The sequence below is a fragment of the Nocardia sp. NPDC047038 genome (assembly GCF_040644075.1).
Taxonomy (GTDB): Bacteria; Actinomycetota; Actinomycetes; order Mycobacteriales; family Mycobacteriaceae; genus Nocardia; species Nocardia sichangensis.
Window position 1 is genome coordinate 16,690 of record NZ_JBEYVQ010000002.1, and the last position, 15,056, is coordinate 31,745.

The 15,056-nt window shown below is 69.1% G+C and carries 15 protein-coding genes; 9 read left to right on the forward strand and 6 right to left on the reverse strand.

All coding sequences use genetic code 11. The features are described from left to right. The first annotated feature begins 19 nt into the window (after positions 1 to 19). Both ABZ824_RS08135 and ABZ824_RS08140 read left to right on the forward strand, forming a co-directional pair. Positions 20 to 4,189, forward strand: a complete 4,170-nt coding sequence (locus tag ABZ824_RS08135) for a bifunctional nitrate reductase/sulfite reductase flavoprotein subunit alpha (protein WP_356962529.1) — start codon at positions 20 to 22, stop codon at positions 4,187 to 4,189. A 136-nt stretch (positions 4,190 to 4,325) separates the two neighbouring features. After that, positions 4,326 to 4,676 carry a hypothetical protein gene (locus tag ABZ824_RS08140; RefSeq protein WP_356962531.1) on the forward strand — a complete coding sequence of 117 codons (351 nt, stop codon included), beginning with the start codon at positions 4,326 to 4,328 and terminating at the stop codon, positions 4,674 to 4,676. A gap of 22 nt (positions 4,677 to 4,698) precedes the next feature. Here ABZ824_RS08140 and ABZ824_RS08145 read toward each other — a convergent pair whose 3' ends face one another. Next, complete coding sequence (locus ABZ824_RS08145) at positions 4,699 to 5,733, reverse strand: aldo/keto reductase (RefSeq protein ID WP_356963463.1); 1,035 nt, start codon at positions 5,731 to 5,733, stop codon at positions 4,699 to 4,701. 113 nt (positions 5,734 to 5,846) lie between these two features. Between ABZ824_RS08145 and ABZ824_RS08150 the strand changes: the two genes are divergently transcribed. Then, complete coding sequence (locus ABZ824_RS08150; RefSeq protein WP_356962533.1) at positions 5,847 to 6,467, forward strand: TetR/AcrR family transcriptional regulator; 621 nt, start codon at positions 5,847 to 5,849, stop codon at positions 6,465 to 6,467. Here ABZ824_RS08150 and ABZ824_RS08155 read toward each other — a convergent pair. After that, a complete protein-coding gene (locus tag ABZ824_RS08155; protein WP_356962535.1) occupies positions 6,464 to 7,066 on the reverse strand; it encodes a TIGR03086 family metal-binding protein in 603 nt (200 codons plus the stop codon). The two genes, ABZ824_RS08150 and ABZ824_RS08155, sit on opposite strands and share 4 nt — an antisense overlap. 125 nt (positions 7,067 to 7,191) lie before the next feature. Here ABZ824_RS08155 and ABZ824_RS08160 point away from each other — a divergent pair, with 125 nt between their 5' ends. Together ABZ824_RS08160 and ABZ824_RS08165 are read left to right on the forward strand one after the other, a co-directional pair. Beyond that, a complete protein-coding gene (locus ABZ824_RS08160; RefSeq protein WP_356962536.1) occupies positions 7,192 to 7,440 on the forward strand; it encodes a hypothetical protein in 249 nt (82 codons plus the stop codon). Between the two features lie 129 nt (positions 7,441 to 7,569). After that, the gene (locus ABZ824_RS08165; RefSeq protein ID WP_355072009.1) at positions 7,570 to 7,794 is read left to right on the forward strand and encodes a hypothetical protein; all 225 of its coding nucleotides are present in this window, start codon (positions 7,570 to 7,572) and stop codon (positions 7,792 to 7,794) included. A 5-nt stretch (positions 7,795 to 7,799) separates the two neighbouring features. Here the strand turns inward: ABZ824_RS08165 and menD are convergent, their stop codons facing one another. The 3 genes from menD to ABZ824_RS08180 all read right to left on the reverse strand — a co-directional run bounded on the left by menD (position 7,800) and on the right by ABZ824_RS08180 (position 10,783). Next, the gene (gene menD / locus ABZ824_RS08170; RefSeq protein WP_356962537.1) at positions 7,800 to 9,443 is read right to left on the reverse strand and encodes a 2-succinyl-5-enolpyruvyl-6-hydroxy-3-cyclohexene-1-carboxylic-acid synthase; all 1,644 of its coding nucleotides are present in this window, start codon (positions 9,441 to 9,443) and stop codon (positions 7,800 to 7,802) included. Positions 9,444 to 9,605: 162 nt separating this feature from the next. Then, entirely contained in the window at positions 9,606 to 10,052 is a 447-nt protein-coding gene (locus ABZ824_RS08175; RefSeq protein ID WP_355072006.1) for a hypothetical protein, read from the reverse strand. A 74-nt stretch (positions 10,053 to 10,126) separates the two neighbouring features. Further along, positions 10,127 to 10,783 carry a PaaI family thioesterase gene (locus tag ABZ824_RS08180; protein ID WP_355072005.1) on the reverse strand — a complete coding sequence of 219 codons (657 nt, stop codon included), beginning with the start codon at positions 10,781 to 10,783 and terminating at the stop codon, positions 10,127 to 10,129. 188 nt (positions 10,784 to 10,971) lie between these two features. Here ABZ824_RS08180 and ABZ824_RS08185 point away from each other — a divergent pair, with 188 nt between their 5' ends. The 3 genes from ABZ824_RS08185 to menE all read left to right on the forward strand — a co-directional run bounded on the left by ABZ824_RS08185 (position 10,972) and on the right by menE (position 13,757). Further along, the gene (locus ABZ824_RS08185; RefSeq protein ID WP_159841692.1) at positions 10,972 to 11,865 is read left to right on the forward strand and encodes a 1,4-dihydroxy-2-naphthoyl-CoA synthase; all 894 of its coding nucleotides are present in this window, start codon (positions 10,972 to 10,974) and stop codon (positions 11,863 to 11,865) included. A gap of 1 nt (position 11,866) precedes the next feature. Then, positions 11,867 to 12,259 (forward strand): VOC family protein, encoded by a 393-nt coding sequence (locus ABZ824_RS08190; RefSeq protein ID WP_355072004.1) that lies wholly within the window; start codon positions 11,867 to 11,869, stop codon positions 12,257 to 12,259. 337 nt (positions 12,260 to 12,596) lie between these two features. After that, positions 12,597 to 13,757 carry an o-succinylbenzoate--CoA ligase gene (gene menE, locus ABZ824_RS08195; RefSeq protein WP_356962540.1) on the forward strand — a complete coding sequence of 387 codons (1,161 nt, stop codon included), beginning with the start codon at positions 12,597 to 12,599 and terminating at the stop codon, positions 13,755 to 13,757. On the opposite strand, the gene ABZ824_RS08200 is transcribed toward menE, so the two are convergent. After that, positions 13,754 to 13,945, reverse strand: a complete 192-nt coding sequence (locus ABZ824_RS08200) for a nuclear transport factor 2 family protein (RefSeq protein ID WP_356962541.1) — start codon at positions 13,943 to 13,945, stop codon at positions 13,754 to 13,756. The two genes, menE and ABZ824_RS08200, sit on opposite strands and share 4 nt — an antisense overlap. Before the next feature lie 77 nt (positions 13,946 to 14,022). On the opposite strand from ABZ824_RS08200, the gene ABZ824_RS08205 reads away from it, so the two are divergent. Further along, the gene (locus ABZ824_RS08205; RefSeq protein WP_356962543.1) at positions 14,023 to 15,015 is read left to right on the forward strand and encodes an ATP-binding cassette domain-containing protein; all 993 of its coding nucleotides are present in this window, start codon (positions 14,023 to 14,025) and stop codon (positions 15,013 to 15,015) included. The last annotated feature ends 41 nt before the right edge of the window (positions 15,016 to 15,056 follow it).

Below are 15,056 nucleotides of genomic sequence, written 5' to 3' on the forward strand. Positions count from 1 at the left end.
GGTCCGCATGATCGGAGACATGACCGATCCAGTGACCGGCCGCGGCGACGGCACCGCCCGAACGGCGTGCTCGTACTGCGGCGTCGGCTGCGGGATAACGGTGTCGACCGCCGCCGACGGCGCGGGCAAGCCGGTGATCGCCAAGGTCAGCGGTGACAAACTGCATCCGGCGAACGCCGGCAGGCTGTGCACCAAAGGGGCGACCCACGCGGAGTTGATGCGCACTCCCGGACGGATGGAGACCGCCTACCGGCGCTTCGAGCGCGGCCAGGTTCCGGTGCCGTTCCCCGTCGACGAGGCCGTCCACGAGGCGGCCGTTCGGTTGCGCGCGATTCTCGACGAACACGGTCCGGACGCGATCGCGCTGTATGTCTCCGGGCAGATGTCGCTGGAGGCGCAGTACCTCGCGACCAAACTCGCCAAGGGTTATCTGCGCACGGTGCACATCGAGGCGAACTCGCGGCTGTGCATGGCCAGCGCGGGCACCGGGTACAAGCAGTCGCTCGGCGCGGACGGGCCGCCCGGCTCCTACGACGACTTCGAGCACGCGGACCTGTTCTTCGTCATCGGGGCGAACATGGCCGACTGCCACCCCATCCTTTTTCTGCGGATGGCCGATCGCCTGAAGACGGGCGCGAAGCTCATCGTGGTCGACCCGCGCCGCACCGAGACCGCCGCGCGCGCCGACCTGTTCCTGCAGATCGCGCCCGGCACGGATCTCGCGCTGCTCAACGGGTTGCTGCACCTGCTGGTCGCAGGCGGCCACATCGACGCGGAGTTCATCGCCGAGCACACCGAGGGCTGGGACGCGATGCCGGAGTTCCTGGCCGACTATCCGCCGGAGCGCGTGGCGGAGATCACCGGACTGGCCGAGGCCGACATCCGGACCGCGGCCGAATGGATCGGCGCGGCGGGCGAGTGGATGTCGCTGTGGACGATGGGACTCAACCAGTCCACACACGGCACCTGGAACACCAACGCGCTGTGCAACCTGCACCTGGCCACCGGCGCGATCTGCCGTCCCGGCAGCGGGCCGTTCTCGCTCACCGGGCAGCCGAACGCGATGGGCGGGCGCGAGATGGGGTACATGGGCCCCGGCCTGCCCGGCCAGCGCAGCCTGCTCTCCGCCGAGGACCGCGCGTTCGTGGAGACCGCGTGGGAACTGGCGCCCGGCACCCTGCGCACCGAAGCCGGGCCCGGCACGGTGGAGATGTTCCGTGAACTGGCCGAAGGAACGATCAAAGCGGCCTGGATCATCTGCACCAATCCCGTCGCCACGGTGTCGAACCGGAAGACCGTGATCGCGGGGCTGGAGGCGGCCGAACTGGTGATCGCCCAGGACGCCTACACCGAGACCGCGACCAACGCCTACGCCGACCTGCTGCTCCCCGCCACGCTGTGGGCGGAAGCCGACGCGGTGATGGTGAATTCCGAACGCAACCTCACCCTGCTGCAGCAGTCGGTCCCGCCCATCGGCGACGCGCGGCCGGACTGGCGGATCATCGCCGACGTCGCCACCGCCATGGGATTCCCCGGCTTCGACTTCGCCTCCAGCGCCGAGGTGTTCGACGAGATCAAGCGGTTCGCGAATCCCGCTACCGGCTACGACCTGCGCGGCGTGAGCTATGCGGCGCTGCGCGAAGGGCCGATGCAGTGGCCGTGCGCGGAGCCGGACCGCAGGCGCAACCCGATCCGTTACGTCAACGACGGCGTCAGCCAGACGCTGTTCGTCGACGAGAACGGCCACCGGCCCCGGCTGGCCTTCGCCACGCCGAGCCGCCGCGCGGTGTTCTGGCCCCGGCCGCACCTGCTGCCGGAGGAGATGCCCGACGACGACTACCCGTTCCTGCTGAACACCGGTCGCCTGCAACATCAGTGGCACACGATGACCAAGACCGGCAAGATCGACAAACTGACCAAGCTGAACGGCACGCCGTTCGTCGAGGTGCATCCGGCCGACGCCGAGCGGCTCGGTCTGCGCACGGGCGACCAGCTCGAGATCGCCTCCCGCCGTGGCCGTGCGGTGCTGCCGGTGCAGGTCAGCGACCGGGTGCGGCAGGGCGACTGCTTCGTGCCGTTCCATTGGAACGACGAGCAAGGCGAATACCTGACCATCAACGCGGTCACCAACGACGCGGTCGATCCGGCCTCGCTGCAACCGGAGTTCAAGGCCTGCGCGGTGGCGCTACGCCGGGTGGCTTCCGTGCCGCGGCCGCAGGCTCCCGCCGCGCTGCCCGCGGCTCAGGCGGCGCACCCGCTGGCCGCCGTGCTCGGCCTCGACAGCGGCACCGCCCCCACGCTCAGCGAGACCGAGCGGATCTACCTCAGCGGCTATCTGGCGGCGCTGCAAGCGCTTCCGGTGACCGGTCAGCCGGTGCTTCCGGAGACGGCGCCGATGTCCGCGCACACCAGGCTGTGGGTCGACGGGCTGCTGGCCGGGATGTATTCGCGTAGTGCGGCGCCCACGACGGACACGGGCGCCGCCGCCCGCACGGTCACCGTGCTGTGGGCCTCGCAGACCGGCAACGCCGAAGAGTTCGCCGCCGCCGTCGCGGCACATCTCGCCGAGCACGAATTCACACCGCGCCTATCGGACCTGGACTCCTGCGATCCAGGTGCGCTCCAGGGCGACGTGCTGGTGGTCAGCAGCACGTTCGGCGACGGAGGGCCGCCGGACAACGGAGCCGATTTCTGGGATCGGCTGGCCGACAGCGTCGTGCGGCTGACCGGTGTGCGTTACGCCGTGTTCGCACTCGGCGACTCCTCCTATGACGACTTCTGCGGTTACGGTCGCAAACTCGACCAGAAATTCGCCGAACTGGGCGCGACCCGATTGCTCCCGCGCGTCGACAGTGAACCCGACTACCACGACGCGGCACAGCGCTGGCTCGATGACGTGCTCGCCGCCTTGGGCGACGGCCCGGCCGAGGACCCCGCCGATTCGCCGGTGACCGGTGCGGCCGCGCCGAGCCGACCCACGCCCCGTGGCGGCGGGGTGGCCACGGTGGAGTCGCCGAGCATGGCCCCGGCACTCGGTCGCACCCGCACCGCACCGTTCACCCGGGCCGCGCCGCTGCGTGCCGCACTGGTGCGCAACGAGTTGCTCTCCGCCGCGGGATCACCGAAGGAGGTGCGCCGCTTCGCGTTCGATCTGCGCGGCTTGGACGCCGCGTACGAAGTGGGCGATTCGCTGGGCGTCTGGCCGGTCAACGGCACCGCTCTGGTCAGCGAATGGCTATCCGCCACCGGGCTGGACGGTCGCCGCGTCGTGGAAGTCGACGAGCGCGAAGTTCCCCTGGCCGATGCGCTGCGCACGCACTTCGACATCACCAAGGTCGGTCAGGATCTGCTCGGCTTTCTCGCCGAGCGCAACGCCAGCGGCAAACTCGCCAAACTGCTGCGCCGAGACAATCGCAACGAGCTGGCGAACTACCTGTGGGATCGGCAGGCCGTCGACGTGCTGCGGGATTTCCCTGTGCGGGCCGATCTGGTGGAGTGGCTCGGCACTCTGAAAAAGCTGCAGCCGCGCCAGTATTCGATCTCGTCGAGTCCGCGGGTCAGCCCGGATGAAGTGGAGCTGACCGTCGGCATCGTGCGCTACGGCGACCCGGCGGCCACCGGCTCGGCGGCGCGGCGCGGCGGCGTTTGCTCGACCTTCCTCGCCGATCGCGCCGACCTCACCGACACGGCGGTGCCGATCTTCCTGCAGCGCGCACCGCATTTCCGTCCTCCGGCCGACCCGACCGCGCCGATGATCATGGTGGGCCCCGGCACCGGCATCGCCCCCTTCCGCGGATTTCTTCAGGAGCGCAGGGCCCTCGGCTGCACCGGACGCAACTGGCTGTTCTTCGGCGATCAGCACGCGGCGCACAATTTCTACTACCGCACCGAGCTGGAGGACATGTTCCGTTCCGGCTTCCTGACCCGGCTCGACCTGGCCTTCTCCCGAGACCAGCGCGAACGGATCTACGTGCAGCACCGCATGATCGAGCACGGCGCCGAGCTGTGGTCCTGGCTGCGCGACGGCGCCCACTTCTACGTCTGCGGCGACGCCAGCCGCATGGCCAAGGACGTCGACGAGGCGCTCCTGCGAATCGCCCGCATCCACGGCAAACTCGACGAGGACGGCGCACTGGCCTTCAAGAAGCAACTCATCGCCGAGAAGCGCTACATCCGCGACGTGTACTGACCGACCGTATCGCCGGGCCCACAGCGCCCGATTCAGTGATCGACATCACACCATGGAACGCGGTCGCACTCCGCTCCGTCAAGAAACACGACGGGTTCGAAGCGACCGTCACCGACCGCCGGGGGACGAGGCTGCCATGGAAGATCCGACACACGACGAACTGACGGACTCCATCGTTCGAGCCGGGACGTGGGAAGGCTTGAAAATCCAGGTATTGCATGGCGTCCCACACATTGTCGAACGCAACGAGGCGGCGCTGACTCCGCCGATCGCCATGCGGTTCTCGCCCGGCACGCTGCTCGCGTACTACCGGCGTATCGCGCAGGACGGTTCACGAGGCAGCGCCACAACTTCGTGGGACTGGTGGATGGTCCTGATGTCCACCCACCTCGGCGAGGCGATATACGACCTGGACCGCATCGACGGTCCGGCCGTGATCACGATCGGCGAGTTCGGCTTCACCGCGACGCCGATCAGAGGGGGCTGACCGCCCGCCGTCGAATACTTGCTCACACCGCGGGCGGGTTGAGCCGGGTGAAGTCCGGGAGGCGGTAGTACGGGTAGTAGGGGTAGGGCGGGGTGGTGGCGCTGGCTTTGTCCAGGCGGGCGATCTGGTCGGCGTCGAGTTCCCAGCCGATCGCGCCGAGGTTCTGGCGCAGTTGCTCCTCGTTGCGGGCGCCGACGATGACCGTCGCGACGGTGGGGCGGCGCAGCAGCCAATTGAGCGCGATCTGCGGGACCGTCTTGCCGGTCTCGGCGGCCAGCTCGTCGAGGACGTCGACCACGTCGTAGAGCTTCTCGTCGTCCACCGGAGGGCCTGCCTCGGCGGTCCGGTGCAGGCGGCTATCTTTCGGAAGCGGTTGTCCGCGGCGGATCTTGCCGGTGAGCCTGCCCCAGCCGAGCGGACTCCAGACCACCGCGCCTACGCCCTGGTCGCGGCCGAGCGGCATGAGCTCCCATTCGTAGTCCCGCCCGACCAGCGAGTAGTAGACCTGGTGCGCGACGTACCTGGTCAGCCCGTTGCGATCCGCCGCGGCAAGGGATTTCATCAACTGCCACCCCGCGAAGTTGGACGCGCCGACATAGCGGATCTTGCCCGCGCGCACCAGATCGTCCAGCGCGGCGACGACTTCCTCGACCGGCGTGCCCGCGTCGAAGGCGTGCAGCTGGAACAGATCGATGTAGTCGGTCCCCAGCCTGCGCAGCGATCCCTCCACCGCACCGATCAACCTGGCCCGGCCGGAACCGGCGTCCCGCGGCCCCGGTCCGGTCGGCAGCGTCGCCTTGGTGGACAGCAGCACCCGATCGCGTCTGCCCTTCACGGCGGCGCCGAGCACTTCTTCGGAGGCACCGTCGGAATAGACATCGGCGGTGTCGAACATGGTCACGCCTGCGTCCAAACTGATGTCGACCAGCCGTCGCGCCTGTTGGGCATCGGTATCGCCCCATGCTCCGAACAGCTCGCCGCGACCGCCGAAGGTGCCCGCGCCGAAGCTCAATGCCGGGACGTGCAGACCCGACGCGCCGAGCCGCCGGTACTCCATTTGCGTCTCAACCGTCCGAACGTTCACTGGACCACCCTCCTAAAGGGTCTGTAGTTCCATTAACACTTCGGACGGTACACCCCTTCGCGTGTAAATGAAACTGGAGTACCGTTATGGTCATGGATGACGCGACCCCCGGCTCCGTCCGGCCCGGCGGACGGACCGCCCGGGTCCGCGCGGCCGTACTGCGAGCCGCGGGCGACCTGCTGACCGAACGCGGCTTCGCCAACTTGGACCTCGCCGAAGTCGCCACGCGCGCCGAAGTCGGCAAGACCACCGTCTACCGCCGCTGGCGCACACCCACCGGCCTGATCGCGGACCTGTTGGTCGACATGGCCGAGCAGTCGCTGCCGCACGCCGACACCGGCTCGCTCCTCGGCGATCTCACCGCCAATGCCCGCCTGGTCGCGAAAACCCTGTCCGATCCCCGCCAAGGCAGGCTCTTCCGCGCCGTGATCGCGGCCGCCACCTGCGACGAGTCCACCGCAGCCGCCCTGCGCCGCTTCTACGACGTGCGTCTCACCGAATGGTCGGTCTGCGTGGCGGCCGCCATCGCGCGCGGCGAAGCGCCCGAGCGCACCGACGCACGCGCGGTGCTGTCCTCAGTGTCGGCACCGCTGTACTACCGGCTGCTCGCCAGCGGGGATCCGATCGATGACATCGTGGCGGACCGAGCCGCCCGCGCCGCCGTCGATGCCGTACGGGCGGGCACGTTCGTGTCCGCCGCCGACTAGCCCAGCACCGCTCCCCGGTCACCCGCGGTCCAGTCGGCGCGGCGACCGGTGAAAGCGAGGACTCGCTCCAATGCGGTGGCATCGGGCGCGACCGGCACCACCGGCCCGAACAGACCCGGCACCCCTTCGGCGGGTGTGCCGCGCAGCATGTCCAGCAAGGTCGCCAGATCTTCGGCGGCACACGAAAACGGCTGACCGGTGGCCTTCGCGAGATCCCAGCCGTGCACGACGACCTCGTCCAGCGCGATCCTGGCCATCACCGGGGCGGGCTCGTTCACCCCGCCCGCCTCCGTGTTGCCGTCCCAGGCCGCCGGCTCCCGCCACGCCGCCACCAAGGCATCGAGCTGAGCCGGAATGCGCTCGCGCCAGTCCTCCGCCAAGGCGCGCTCGGCAGGGGCGCCGGGCGCGACGGATCCGCCGACGGCCTCCTTGGTCGCCGACTGACGGAATGCCTCGGTCAGATCGACTACGTGGGCGAGCAGATCGCGGACCGTGGTGTCGGCGCACGGTGTCGGCGCCGTGAGCTGGTCGTCGGCGATGCCGCCGACGACGGTCGCCAGAGTGGCGGCCGCGGGCTCGAAATCGAACTCGGGATTCATCGGGCCTCCTCAGGTGTGGGACGTCTCCGAAATAGAGACGGAGCGAGACGCCGAAATTGAGCGGCGAGTCGTTCCGCAATCAACCCGTAGCGGCGAAAAGCCCTGGAAAAGCGGATAATTGAAAGATGAAGGGTGATCGGGTGGAGATCGTCGTCGACGTCGGCGACGGGTCCCGCAGTTACGAGATCGCGGCTACCCGAGCTGGTAGGCGGGTCGAGGTGAGGATCGCGCGAGGCGTGGTCGAAGTCAGCGAAGTGACGCGATCGGGGACGGCCGTGCGGACCGCGCGGTTCATGGCCGGGCGCATGCTCGCGCTGGTCGAACACCCCGCGGACGCGACGGCGGCGCGGGTGGGCGAAGCGCGACAACACTGAGCGCCGGGTGCTTGCCGTACGCCCGGACCGCGGGCATCCTCGATGCAGTCCGAGTTGATCGTCCGCCTCGATTGCGGCGTGCCACGACGGGTATGCCGATGGAGAGGCCTACGCGGAGAGGAGCGCACGATGTCAGATCCCCTTGCCGACGCGATCCCGGAGGCCGATCTCGCCGAGCAGTCCGTTCCGGCGTATCCGGAGGAGCCAGTGCTCGCCGACGAGCCCGAGCAGGACGAAGCCGTCGGACGGGCGACTCCGGAGCGCGACACCTTCGAGGCGAACCCGGCGGACGTGATCGAACAGTCCATCGCGGTCCCGATCGATGACGAACCCGAGGACGAATCCGGCTACTGACCCCGTCAGGGCTGGATCTTGGCCCGCACCGTCGCGTGCAGTTCCCGCAGGCTGGACCGCTCGGTGGCCACCTCGAGCACCCGTATGCCATGGGCGTGCCCGGTCAGCTCGACGGCCAGCTGCTGCGGATCGACCTGCCGGTGCGGAATGCGATAGGCGGCGCACAAGGCGGCGAGATCCATGCCGTGCGGGGTGCCGAAGACCCGCTCGAACACGCCCGCGTATTGCGGATCGCCCTGCTCGAGCAGTTCGAAGATGCCGCCGCCGTCGTCGTTGGCGACGACGATGGTCAGATCGGCGGGCCGCGGTTCGCCCGGCCCGATCAGCAGGCCGGACGCGTCGTGCAGGAAGGTCAGGTCACCGATCAGGGCGATGGTGCGCCCGTCGTGGTGCAGAGCGGCGCCGACCGCGGTGGACACCGTGCCGTCGATACCCGCTACGCCGCGATTCGACAGCACCCTGATCCCCGGACGCGGATGCGACACCAGCGCCGCGTCTCGCACCGGGTTCGAGGCGCCGAGCAGGAGTTGGTCACCGTCGCGCAGCGCGTCCATCACGACCGCGGCGACGTGCAGCCCCGTCGGCTTGGGGTGCCGCGCGAGTGCGCCACGCACCACTTGGTCGGCTTTCGCGTTCAGTTCGCGGCAGTGCTCGAGCCATTGCGCGCTGGGTGCGCCGACGGTGACGGCGCGGGTACCGGTGCCGACCACGTTGCCGGACACGTCGGGCCAACGCGGACCGGTGGTCAGCGCGTAGACCCGGACGTCCGGGTCGGCGAGCACCTTCGATACCTGCCGGTGCAGGGTCGGGCGGCCGGTGATGATCGCCTGCGTCGGCCGCAACAGCGGCAGCACGAGGGGATGCAGCGCGGGACCGTGCATGGGGGCGGTGGGTTCGGCGACGGTGGGCAGATTCGCCAGCTCCGGCCGCAAGCCTGCGCCGTGTCCGGAGATCACGACCGTGTCGGGCGTGAGGTCGAGATCGAGCGGCACGTCCAAGGTGGCGTATTGGGTGTCGGTCCAGGCGCACTCCCCCGCGCGGCCCGCCGGAGCCGTCTCACCCGGTTTCAAGTCGGGGACCAAGGGCTCGCGCAGCGGGACATCGAAGTGCACCGGGCCCGCGTTGCCGGAGCGGGTACCGCGCGCCGCCGCAAGCACTCGGCAGACCGCCGAGCGCCACTGGCTGTTCTGCCGGCCGTAGGGCGGATGCTCGGCGTCGCCCGGCTCCTCCTCCGCGAGACCGAGCGAGATGGTGGCGCGAACCTGGCTGCCGAACAGGCCGAACTGTTCGACGGTCTGGTTGGCGCCGGAGCCGAGCAGCTCGTATGGCCGGTTCGCGCTGAGCACCACCAGCGGGACCCGAGCGTAGTTCGCCTCCAGCACGGCAGGCCCGAGATTGGCCACCGCGGTACCCGAGGTCATCACGACCGGGACCGGGAGCCGGCTCGCGATCGCGAGCCCGACGGCGAGGAAGCCCGCCGTTCGCTCGTCGATCCGCATGTGCAGGCGCAGTCGCCCGGCCGAATCGGCGGCTTGCAGGGCGAATGCCAGCGGAGCGTTCCGGGAGCCGGGGCACAGGACGACATCCCGCACGCCCCCGCGCACGAGTTCGTCGACGACGACCTGCGCTTGTGCTGTAGACGGGTTCACGCCTCCAGACTGGCAGACAGTCAACTAGAAGTCCGCGCCGGGAGGTTCGCAATCACACTGTGTCGTCGCACACGGGCCCATTCGCGGCCCGGCTCGCGTCCGAGTGCCGCCGCGTACGCGACGAAGTCGCCGGCGGCGGTCGCTCGGACGCGAGTCACAAAATCATCCAGCGTGCTTCTGGATCAGGTCGCCGACCCGCGGCAGCGCCTCGATGACGTTCTTCTTCGCCGAGGAACGCATCGAGGAGTAGACCTTCTGCAGGGCGGGGCGGCTGGAGGACTCGGCCCGGGCGTCGGTGACGGCGAGCAACGCCTCGGCGACCTCATCGGACTTGGCGACGAGCAGATCGGCGAACTTGCCGGAGCCCGACGCCGTGTACTCCTGCCAGAACGGCTCCAGCTGCGCGACCAGTTTGGGCGCCAACGACTCCAGCGCATCGGGCACGATGGACGGGCTGATCTTCTTGACCGCCGCGTAGCCACCCTTCACAGCCAGGCCGGACGCACCACCCTTGTCCGACACCTCGGCGTCGAGAACCTCGACGGCATCGGCAAGGAAAGCCGGGCGCTTCGCGTCGTCGAGCAGGGATTCAGACAGTGCTGCAACCACTTTCAGGTTCCTCCGGATCGGTATCGATGAACGAGCGAGGGCAACTATACGTGCCCGCGCCAGCATTCACCCGGCTACGGCTGCCACGGTAGCAACTCGACCATCAGACCTTCGCAGTCCGCGAGGAGATCGCCCTGCTCATCGAGCAATTCGGCGGTGATAAAAGTTTTTCGCCCTTCGATCCGATCGACCCGTCCGCGAACCGTCAGTTCCGTCTCGAGCGGAGTGATCTTGCGGTAGTTGACGTGAAGATACGCGGTGCGGCTGATCGGCCGTCCGGCGTAATGCACGATCATGCCGAGCAGATCGTCGAACAGCAGCGGCAGCACACCGCCGTGCGCGGCGCCGTTGCCGCCGAGATGGAAGCGGCGGAACACACCCGTCATCTCGATGCCGTCCGGCCCCGCCTCGACCACCCGCCACGGCAACAGCAGAAGGCTTCCCCGCCCGGGCAATTCGACCGCGCGGCCCGCCGGCCCATGCAACTCGGGGGCGCGGTAGGGCTCGAGCAGGTCGATCAGCTCGCGGGCTTTGGCCTGCGCGGCCCCGAAGACATCGTCCGGCGCGTTCGCGCTCACCGCGAGATCCTGCAACGTCCGCATGGCTTCGATGAACCCGCCGAAGTTCGGCCCGACCTTCGCGGGTGTGACCTTCGGAAACCCGCCGTGCTTCTCGTACCGGGATCCGTCCACCGCGCTCCGGTCTATAACCGGTTTCACTCGCTCGCTCATACTTGCACGGTAACGCGTAGTTTTACACCGTCAAATCGAAGTCCGGCCAACCCCGCGCGAATGCCCGGGTTCGCAGGGCCTCGACCGCACCGCTCGCCTCCGCCGCCGCCGGCTCGCAAGTCCCGGGTCGTCGCCGCTTCCCGGGCCCGACCACGACTTTCAGGCGAAGCGAGACCTAGCATTGCCCGGTGACGTTCAATCCGAAGCTGTGGCGCCCCGTTCCGGGATTCGAGAACCTGACCGACATCACCTATCACCGGCACATCGAGCAGGGCACCGTGCGTGTCGCGTTCGACCGGCCGGAGGTGCGCAACGCGTTCCGCCCGCACACGGTCGACGAACTCTACCGGGCACTCGACCACGCGCGGATGACTCCGGACGTCGGCGCGGTGCTGCTCACCGGCAACGGGCCCAGCCCCAAGGACGGCGGTTGGGCCTTCTGCTCCGGGGGTGACCAGCGCATCCGCGGTCGCAGCGGATACCAGTACGCCAGCGGCGAGACGGCCGACACGGTCGACCAGGCCCGCGCGGGCCGCCTGCACATCCTGGAGGTGCAGCGGTTGATCCGTTTCATGCCGAAGGTGGTGATCGCGCTGGTGAACGGCTGGGCCGCGGGCGGAGGTCACAGCCTGCACGTGGTCTGCGATCTGACCTTGGCCAGTCGCGAGCACGCCCGGTTCAAGCAGACCGACGCCGACGTGGGCAGCTTCGACGGCGGCTACGGCAGCGCGTACCTGGCCAAGATGGTCGGCCAGAAGTTCGCCCGCGAGATCTTCTTCCTGGGCCGCCCCTACACCGCCGAGGAAATGCACCAGATGGGCGCGGTGAACAAGGTCGTCGACCACGCGGAGCTGGAGGACGTCGCGCTGGAGTGGACCGCCGACATCAACGGCAAGTCCCCGCAGGCGCAGCGCATGCTGAAGTACGCGTTCAATTTGCTGGACGACGGACTGGTGGGCCAGCAACTTTTCGCGGGCGAGGCGACCAGGATGGCCTACATGACCGACGAAGCCGTCGAGGGCCGCGACGCGTTCCTGCAGAAACGCAAGCCGGACTGGACCCCCTACCCCTGGTACTTCTGACATGGACATCCTCAGCAGCCGGATCATCCTGCGGCCCGCCGACTACCAGGCCACGCTCGCGTTCTACCGGGACGGGCTGGAACTGGCCATCGCGCGGGAGTATCCGGGCGGCACGGTCTTCTTCGCGGGACAGTCGCTGATCGAGGTGGCCGCGCACGGCGGGTCCGGAGAATCGTCGTCGTTCGAGGGCGCGATCTGGCTCCAGGTGCGCGACGTCTCCGCCGCCGCCGTGGAACTGGCGCTGAAGGGCATCGCGATCGATCGCGCCCCCGTCGAGGAACCGTGGGGTCTGCACGAGATGTGGATACGCGATCCGGACGGTGTGCCGATCGTTCTGGTGGAGGTTCCGCCTGCCCATCCGATCCGGCGGGATTCCCGCTGGCAGGCGTCGTAGCAACGGTTCCATTCGGTAGTTCGGCGGGCCGCACCGAGTTGCCAACGCGTCGACCGGCGAGGACGATAACGCTCGGATGGCCACCCGACCGCCGACGTCCGGGCCGGCTGTGTCCGTGTCCCGTCCGACGAGTGAATCGCAGTCTCGATGCCTGTCCCACTTGAGTCCCGATCCGACCGGATGGCCGCGCTACGGGCGCGCCACTCCGGCATACCGACCCGTTCCGCACGCGGCGGCGCGGGCATGACACGATCCCTACCGTGAGGGAGTGCAGCAAGCGAGCCATGGGCACAGCGGCTCTGGGCACCACCGAGCCGGGCGAGCGGCGAGGCATGGCATGACCAAGAAACTGCGTACCTTGCCGATGCCGACCGGGTCCGGTCTCGGCGACGTCATGCCCCACCTACGGGAGGCGCTGGAAGGTAACGGGGCCGCCTGGCTCCCCATTCCCACCAGCGATCGGCGCGAGGCGAGGCGCCTGAGCGACGCTTTGTCGCCGGGCGAGCCGATCGACGAGGACATCGCTCTGGTGGTGACCACCTCGGGCACCACGGGCATACCGAAGGGCGCGATGCTCAGCTCGTCGGCCCTGCGCGCAAGCGGCACCGCTACCCACGAGCGGCTCGGCGGCCCCGGCAACTGGTTGCTGGCCCTGCCGACCCATCACATCGCCGGTATCCAGGTGCTGTTGCGCAGCATCCTGGCGGGGACCGAACCCACCGTGCTCGACGTGTCCGGCGGATTCCTGCCCGAGGCCTTGGCGGGCGCCATCTCGGGTATGCGCGGGGAGCGGCGCTACACGGCCCTGGTGCCGACCCAGCTGATCAAAGCGTTGGAGTCGCCGGTCGCCGCCACCGCGCTGGCCGAGCTCGACGGTGTGCTGGTGGGCGGCGCGGCCACTCCGCTGCCGGTCTACGAGCGCGCGCGAGCCGCGGGCATCACCGTGGTGCGCACCTACGGCATGAGCGAGACCTGCGGCGGCTGCGTGTACGACGGCGTGCCGCTGGAGGGCACGAAGGTCCGCATCGAAGAGGGCCGGGTGGTGCTGGGCGGCGCGATGATCGCCTCCGGCTACCGCAATCAGCCCGACCATCCCGCCTTCGCCGAGCCGGGCTGGTTCCGCACCGAGGACGCGGGCACCTTCGACAACGGCGTCTTGAGCATCACCGGGCGGCTGGACGAGGCGATCACGACCGGCGGCCTGCTGGTGATCCCACAGGTGGTCGAGGCCGTGCTGATCAACCACCCGGCCATCAGCGAGGTGGTCGTCCTCGGCTTGCCCGACGAACGGCTCGGCCAGCGCGTCGCGGTCGCGGTGATCCCCGCCCCAGGCGCCACCCCCAGCCTCCCCGAGCTGCGCGAATACGTCTCCGCCGAACTGGACTCCATCGCGGCCCCCCGCGAACTGGCCGTCCTCGACGAATTCCCGCTCCGCGGCCCCGGCAAGCCCGACCGCGCCAAACTGCGCGAATACCTCTTGGCCGAGTCGACCCGCTAGCGGATCGCCGGGCAGCGCACGCGTCCGATTTTCTCGACGCCTTCCCGGCCCCTGATCGTCGTACCGCTGCCGACGAAGACGCCGTCGGCGAACAGCGCGCCGACACCGGCGAAATCCCCGGCGTCGACCAGTTCCGCGTACTTCATGATCAGGTTCGTCACGGCAGTCGTATCACCGGCTGTGCTCACATTCGTGAGGGTAGCGCCGGAAATCAAGCCAGCGCCGTGCAAGAGCCGTGCAAGTCGAGGCATCCACAGTTGTCCACATGACTTCTTTCGCACCAACTTCAGCGCTCGCCGTCGAGGCGGACGGCCTGGTCAAGGTGTTCGGGGAACAGCGGGCCGTCGACGGCGTGAGCCTGGCGGTGCCGCAGGGCTCGGTGTACGGCGTGCTCGGACCGAACGGCGCAGGCAAGACCACGACCATCCGGATGCTCGCGACCCTGTTGCGACCGGACGGCGGCAGCGGACGCATCTTCGGCCACGACGTGGTCGCCGAGCCGACGGCCGTCCGCTCGCTCATCGGCGTCACGGGACAGTACGCCTCGGTCGACGAGGACCTGAGCGCCACCGAGAACCTGATCGTCTTCTCCCGACTGCTCGGCCTGAGTCGCGTCGACGCCCGGCGCAAGGCGGCCGAGCTGCTGGAGGAATTCGACCTCACCGAGGCGGCGAACAAGCCGCTGCGGCACTTCTCCGGCGGTATGCGACGCCGCCTCGACCTGGCGGCCAGTCTCATCGCGACGCCGCCGCTGCTGTTCCTCGACGAACCGACCACCGGGCTCGACCCGCGCACCCGCGCCCAGATGTGGGAGACCATCCGCCGCCTCGTCCGCGAAGGCGCGACGGTGCTGCTCACCACCCAATACCTGGACGAGGCCGACCAACTGGCCGATCGCATCGCGGTGATCGACCGCGGCAAGGTGATCGCCGACGGCACGGCCGACGAACTGAAGGCCTCCGTGGGCGGTTCGTCGCTGCATCTGACGCTGGTCGATCGCGGCCAGCTCGACGAGGCGCGCCGCATCATCGGCGATTTCCTCGGCGTCGAAGCGCAGATCACCCCAGAGGCCGGGCGGCTCACCGCGCCGTTGACCGACGCCGGAGTCACCGCCGATCTGCTGATCCGCCTGCGCGAGTGGGAGATCGGCATCGATGAGATCACCGTGACCAAGCCGAGCCTGGACGAGGTCTTCCTCACCATCACCGGCCACCCGGCCGAGGACACCACCGACGATTCCGCGAAAAGCGCGGCATGAGCGTCCGGACCGCGGGCAGCAGCCTGCGTGACCACGCCGGA

Excerpts from the sequence above, each read along its gene's own strand:
- ABZ824_RS08135 (WP_356962529.1), top strand. The coding sequence starts at position 20 with ATGACCGATCCAGTGACCGGCCGCGGCGACGGCACCGCCCGAACGGCG.
- ABZ824_RS08140 (WP_356962531.1), top strand. The coding sequence starts at position 4,326 with ATGGAAGATCCGACACACGACGAACTGACGGACTCCATCGTTCGAGCC.
- ABZ824_RS08145 (WP_356963463.1), bottom strand. The coding sequence starts at position 5,733 with ATGGAGTACCGGCGGCTCGGCGCGTCGGGTCTGCACGTCCCGGCATTG.
- ABZ824_RS08150 (WP_356962533.1), top strand. The coding sequence starts at position 5,847 with ATGGTCATGGATGACGCGACCCCCGGCTCCGTCCGGCCCGGCGGACGG.
- ABZ824_RS08155 (WP_356962535.1), bottom strand. The coding sequence starts at position 7,066 with ATGAATCCCGAGTTCGATTTCGAGCCCGCGGCCGCCACTCTGGCGACC.
- ABZ824_RS08160 (WP_356962536.1), top strand. The coding sequence starts at position 7,192 with ATGAAGGGTGATCGGGTGGAGATCGTCGTCGACGTCGGCGACGGGTCC.
- ABZ824_RS08165 (WP_355072009.1), top strand. The coding sequence starts at position 7,570 with ATGTCAGATCCCCTTGCCGACGCGATCCCGGAGGCCGATCTCGCCGAG.
- ABZ824_RS08180 (WP_355072005.1), bottom strand. The coding sequence starts at position 10,783 with ATGAGCGAGCGAGTGAAACCGGTTATAGACCGGAGCGCGGTGGACGGA.
- ABZ824_RS08190 (WP_355072004.1), top strand. The coding sequence starts at position 11,867 with ATGGACATCCTCAGCAGCCGGATCATCCTGCGGCCCGCCGACTACCAG.
- menE (WP_356962540.1), top strand. The coding sequence starts at position 12,597 with ATGACCAAGAAACTGCGTACCTTGCCGATGCCGACCGGGTCCGGTCTC.
- ABZ824_RS08205 (WP_356962543.1), top strand. The coding sequence starts at position 14,023 with ATGACTTCTTTCGCACCAACTTCAGCGCTCGCCGTCGAGGCGGACGGC.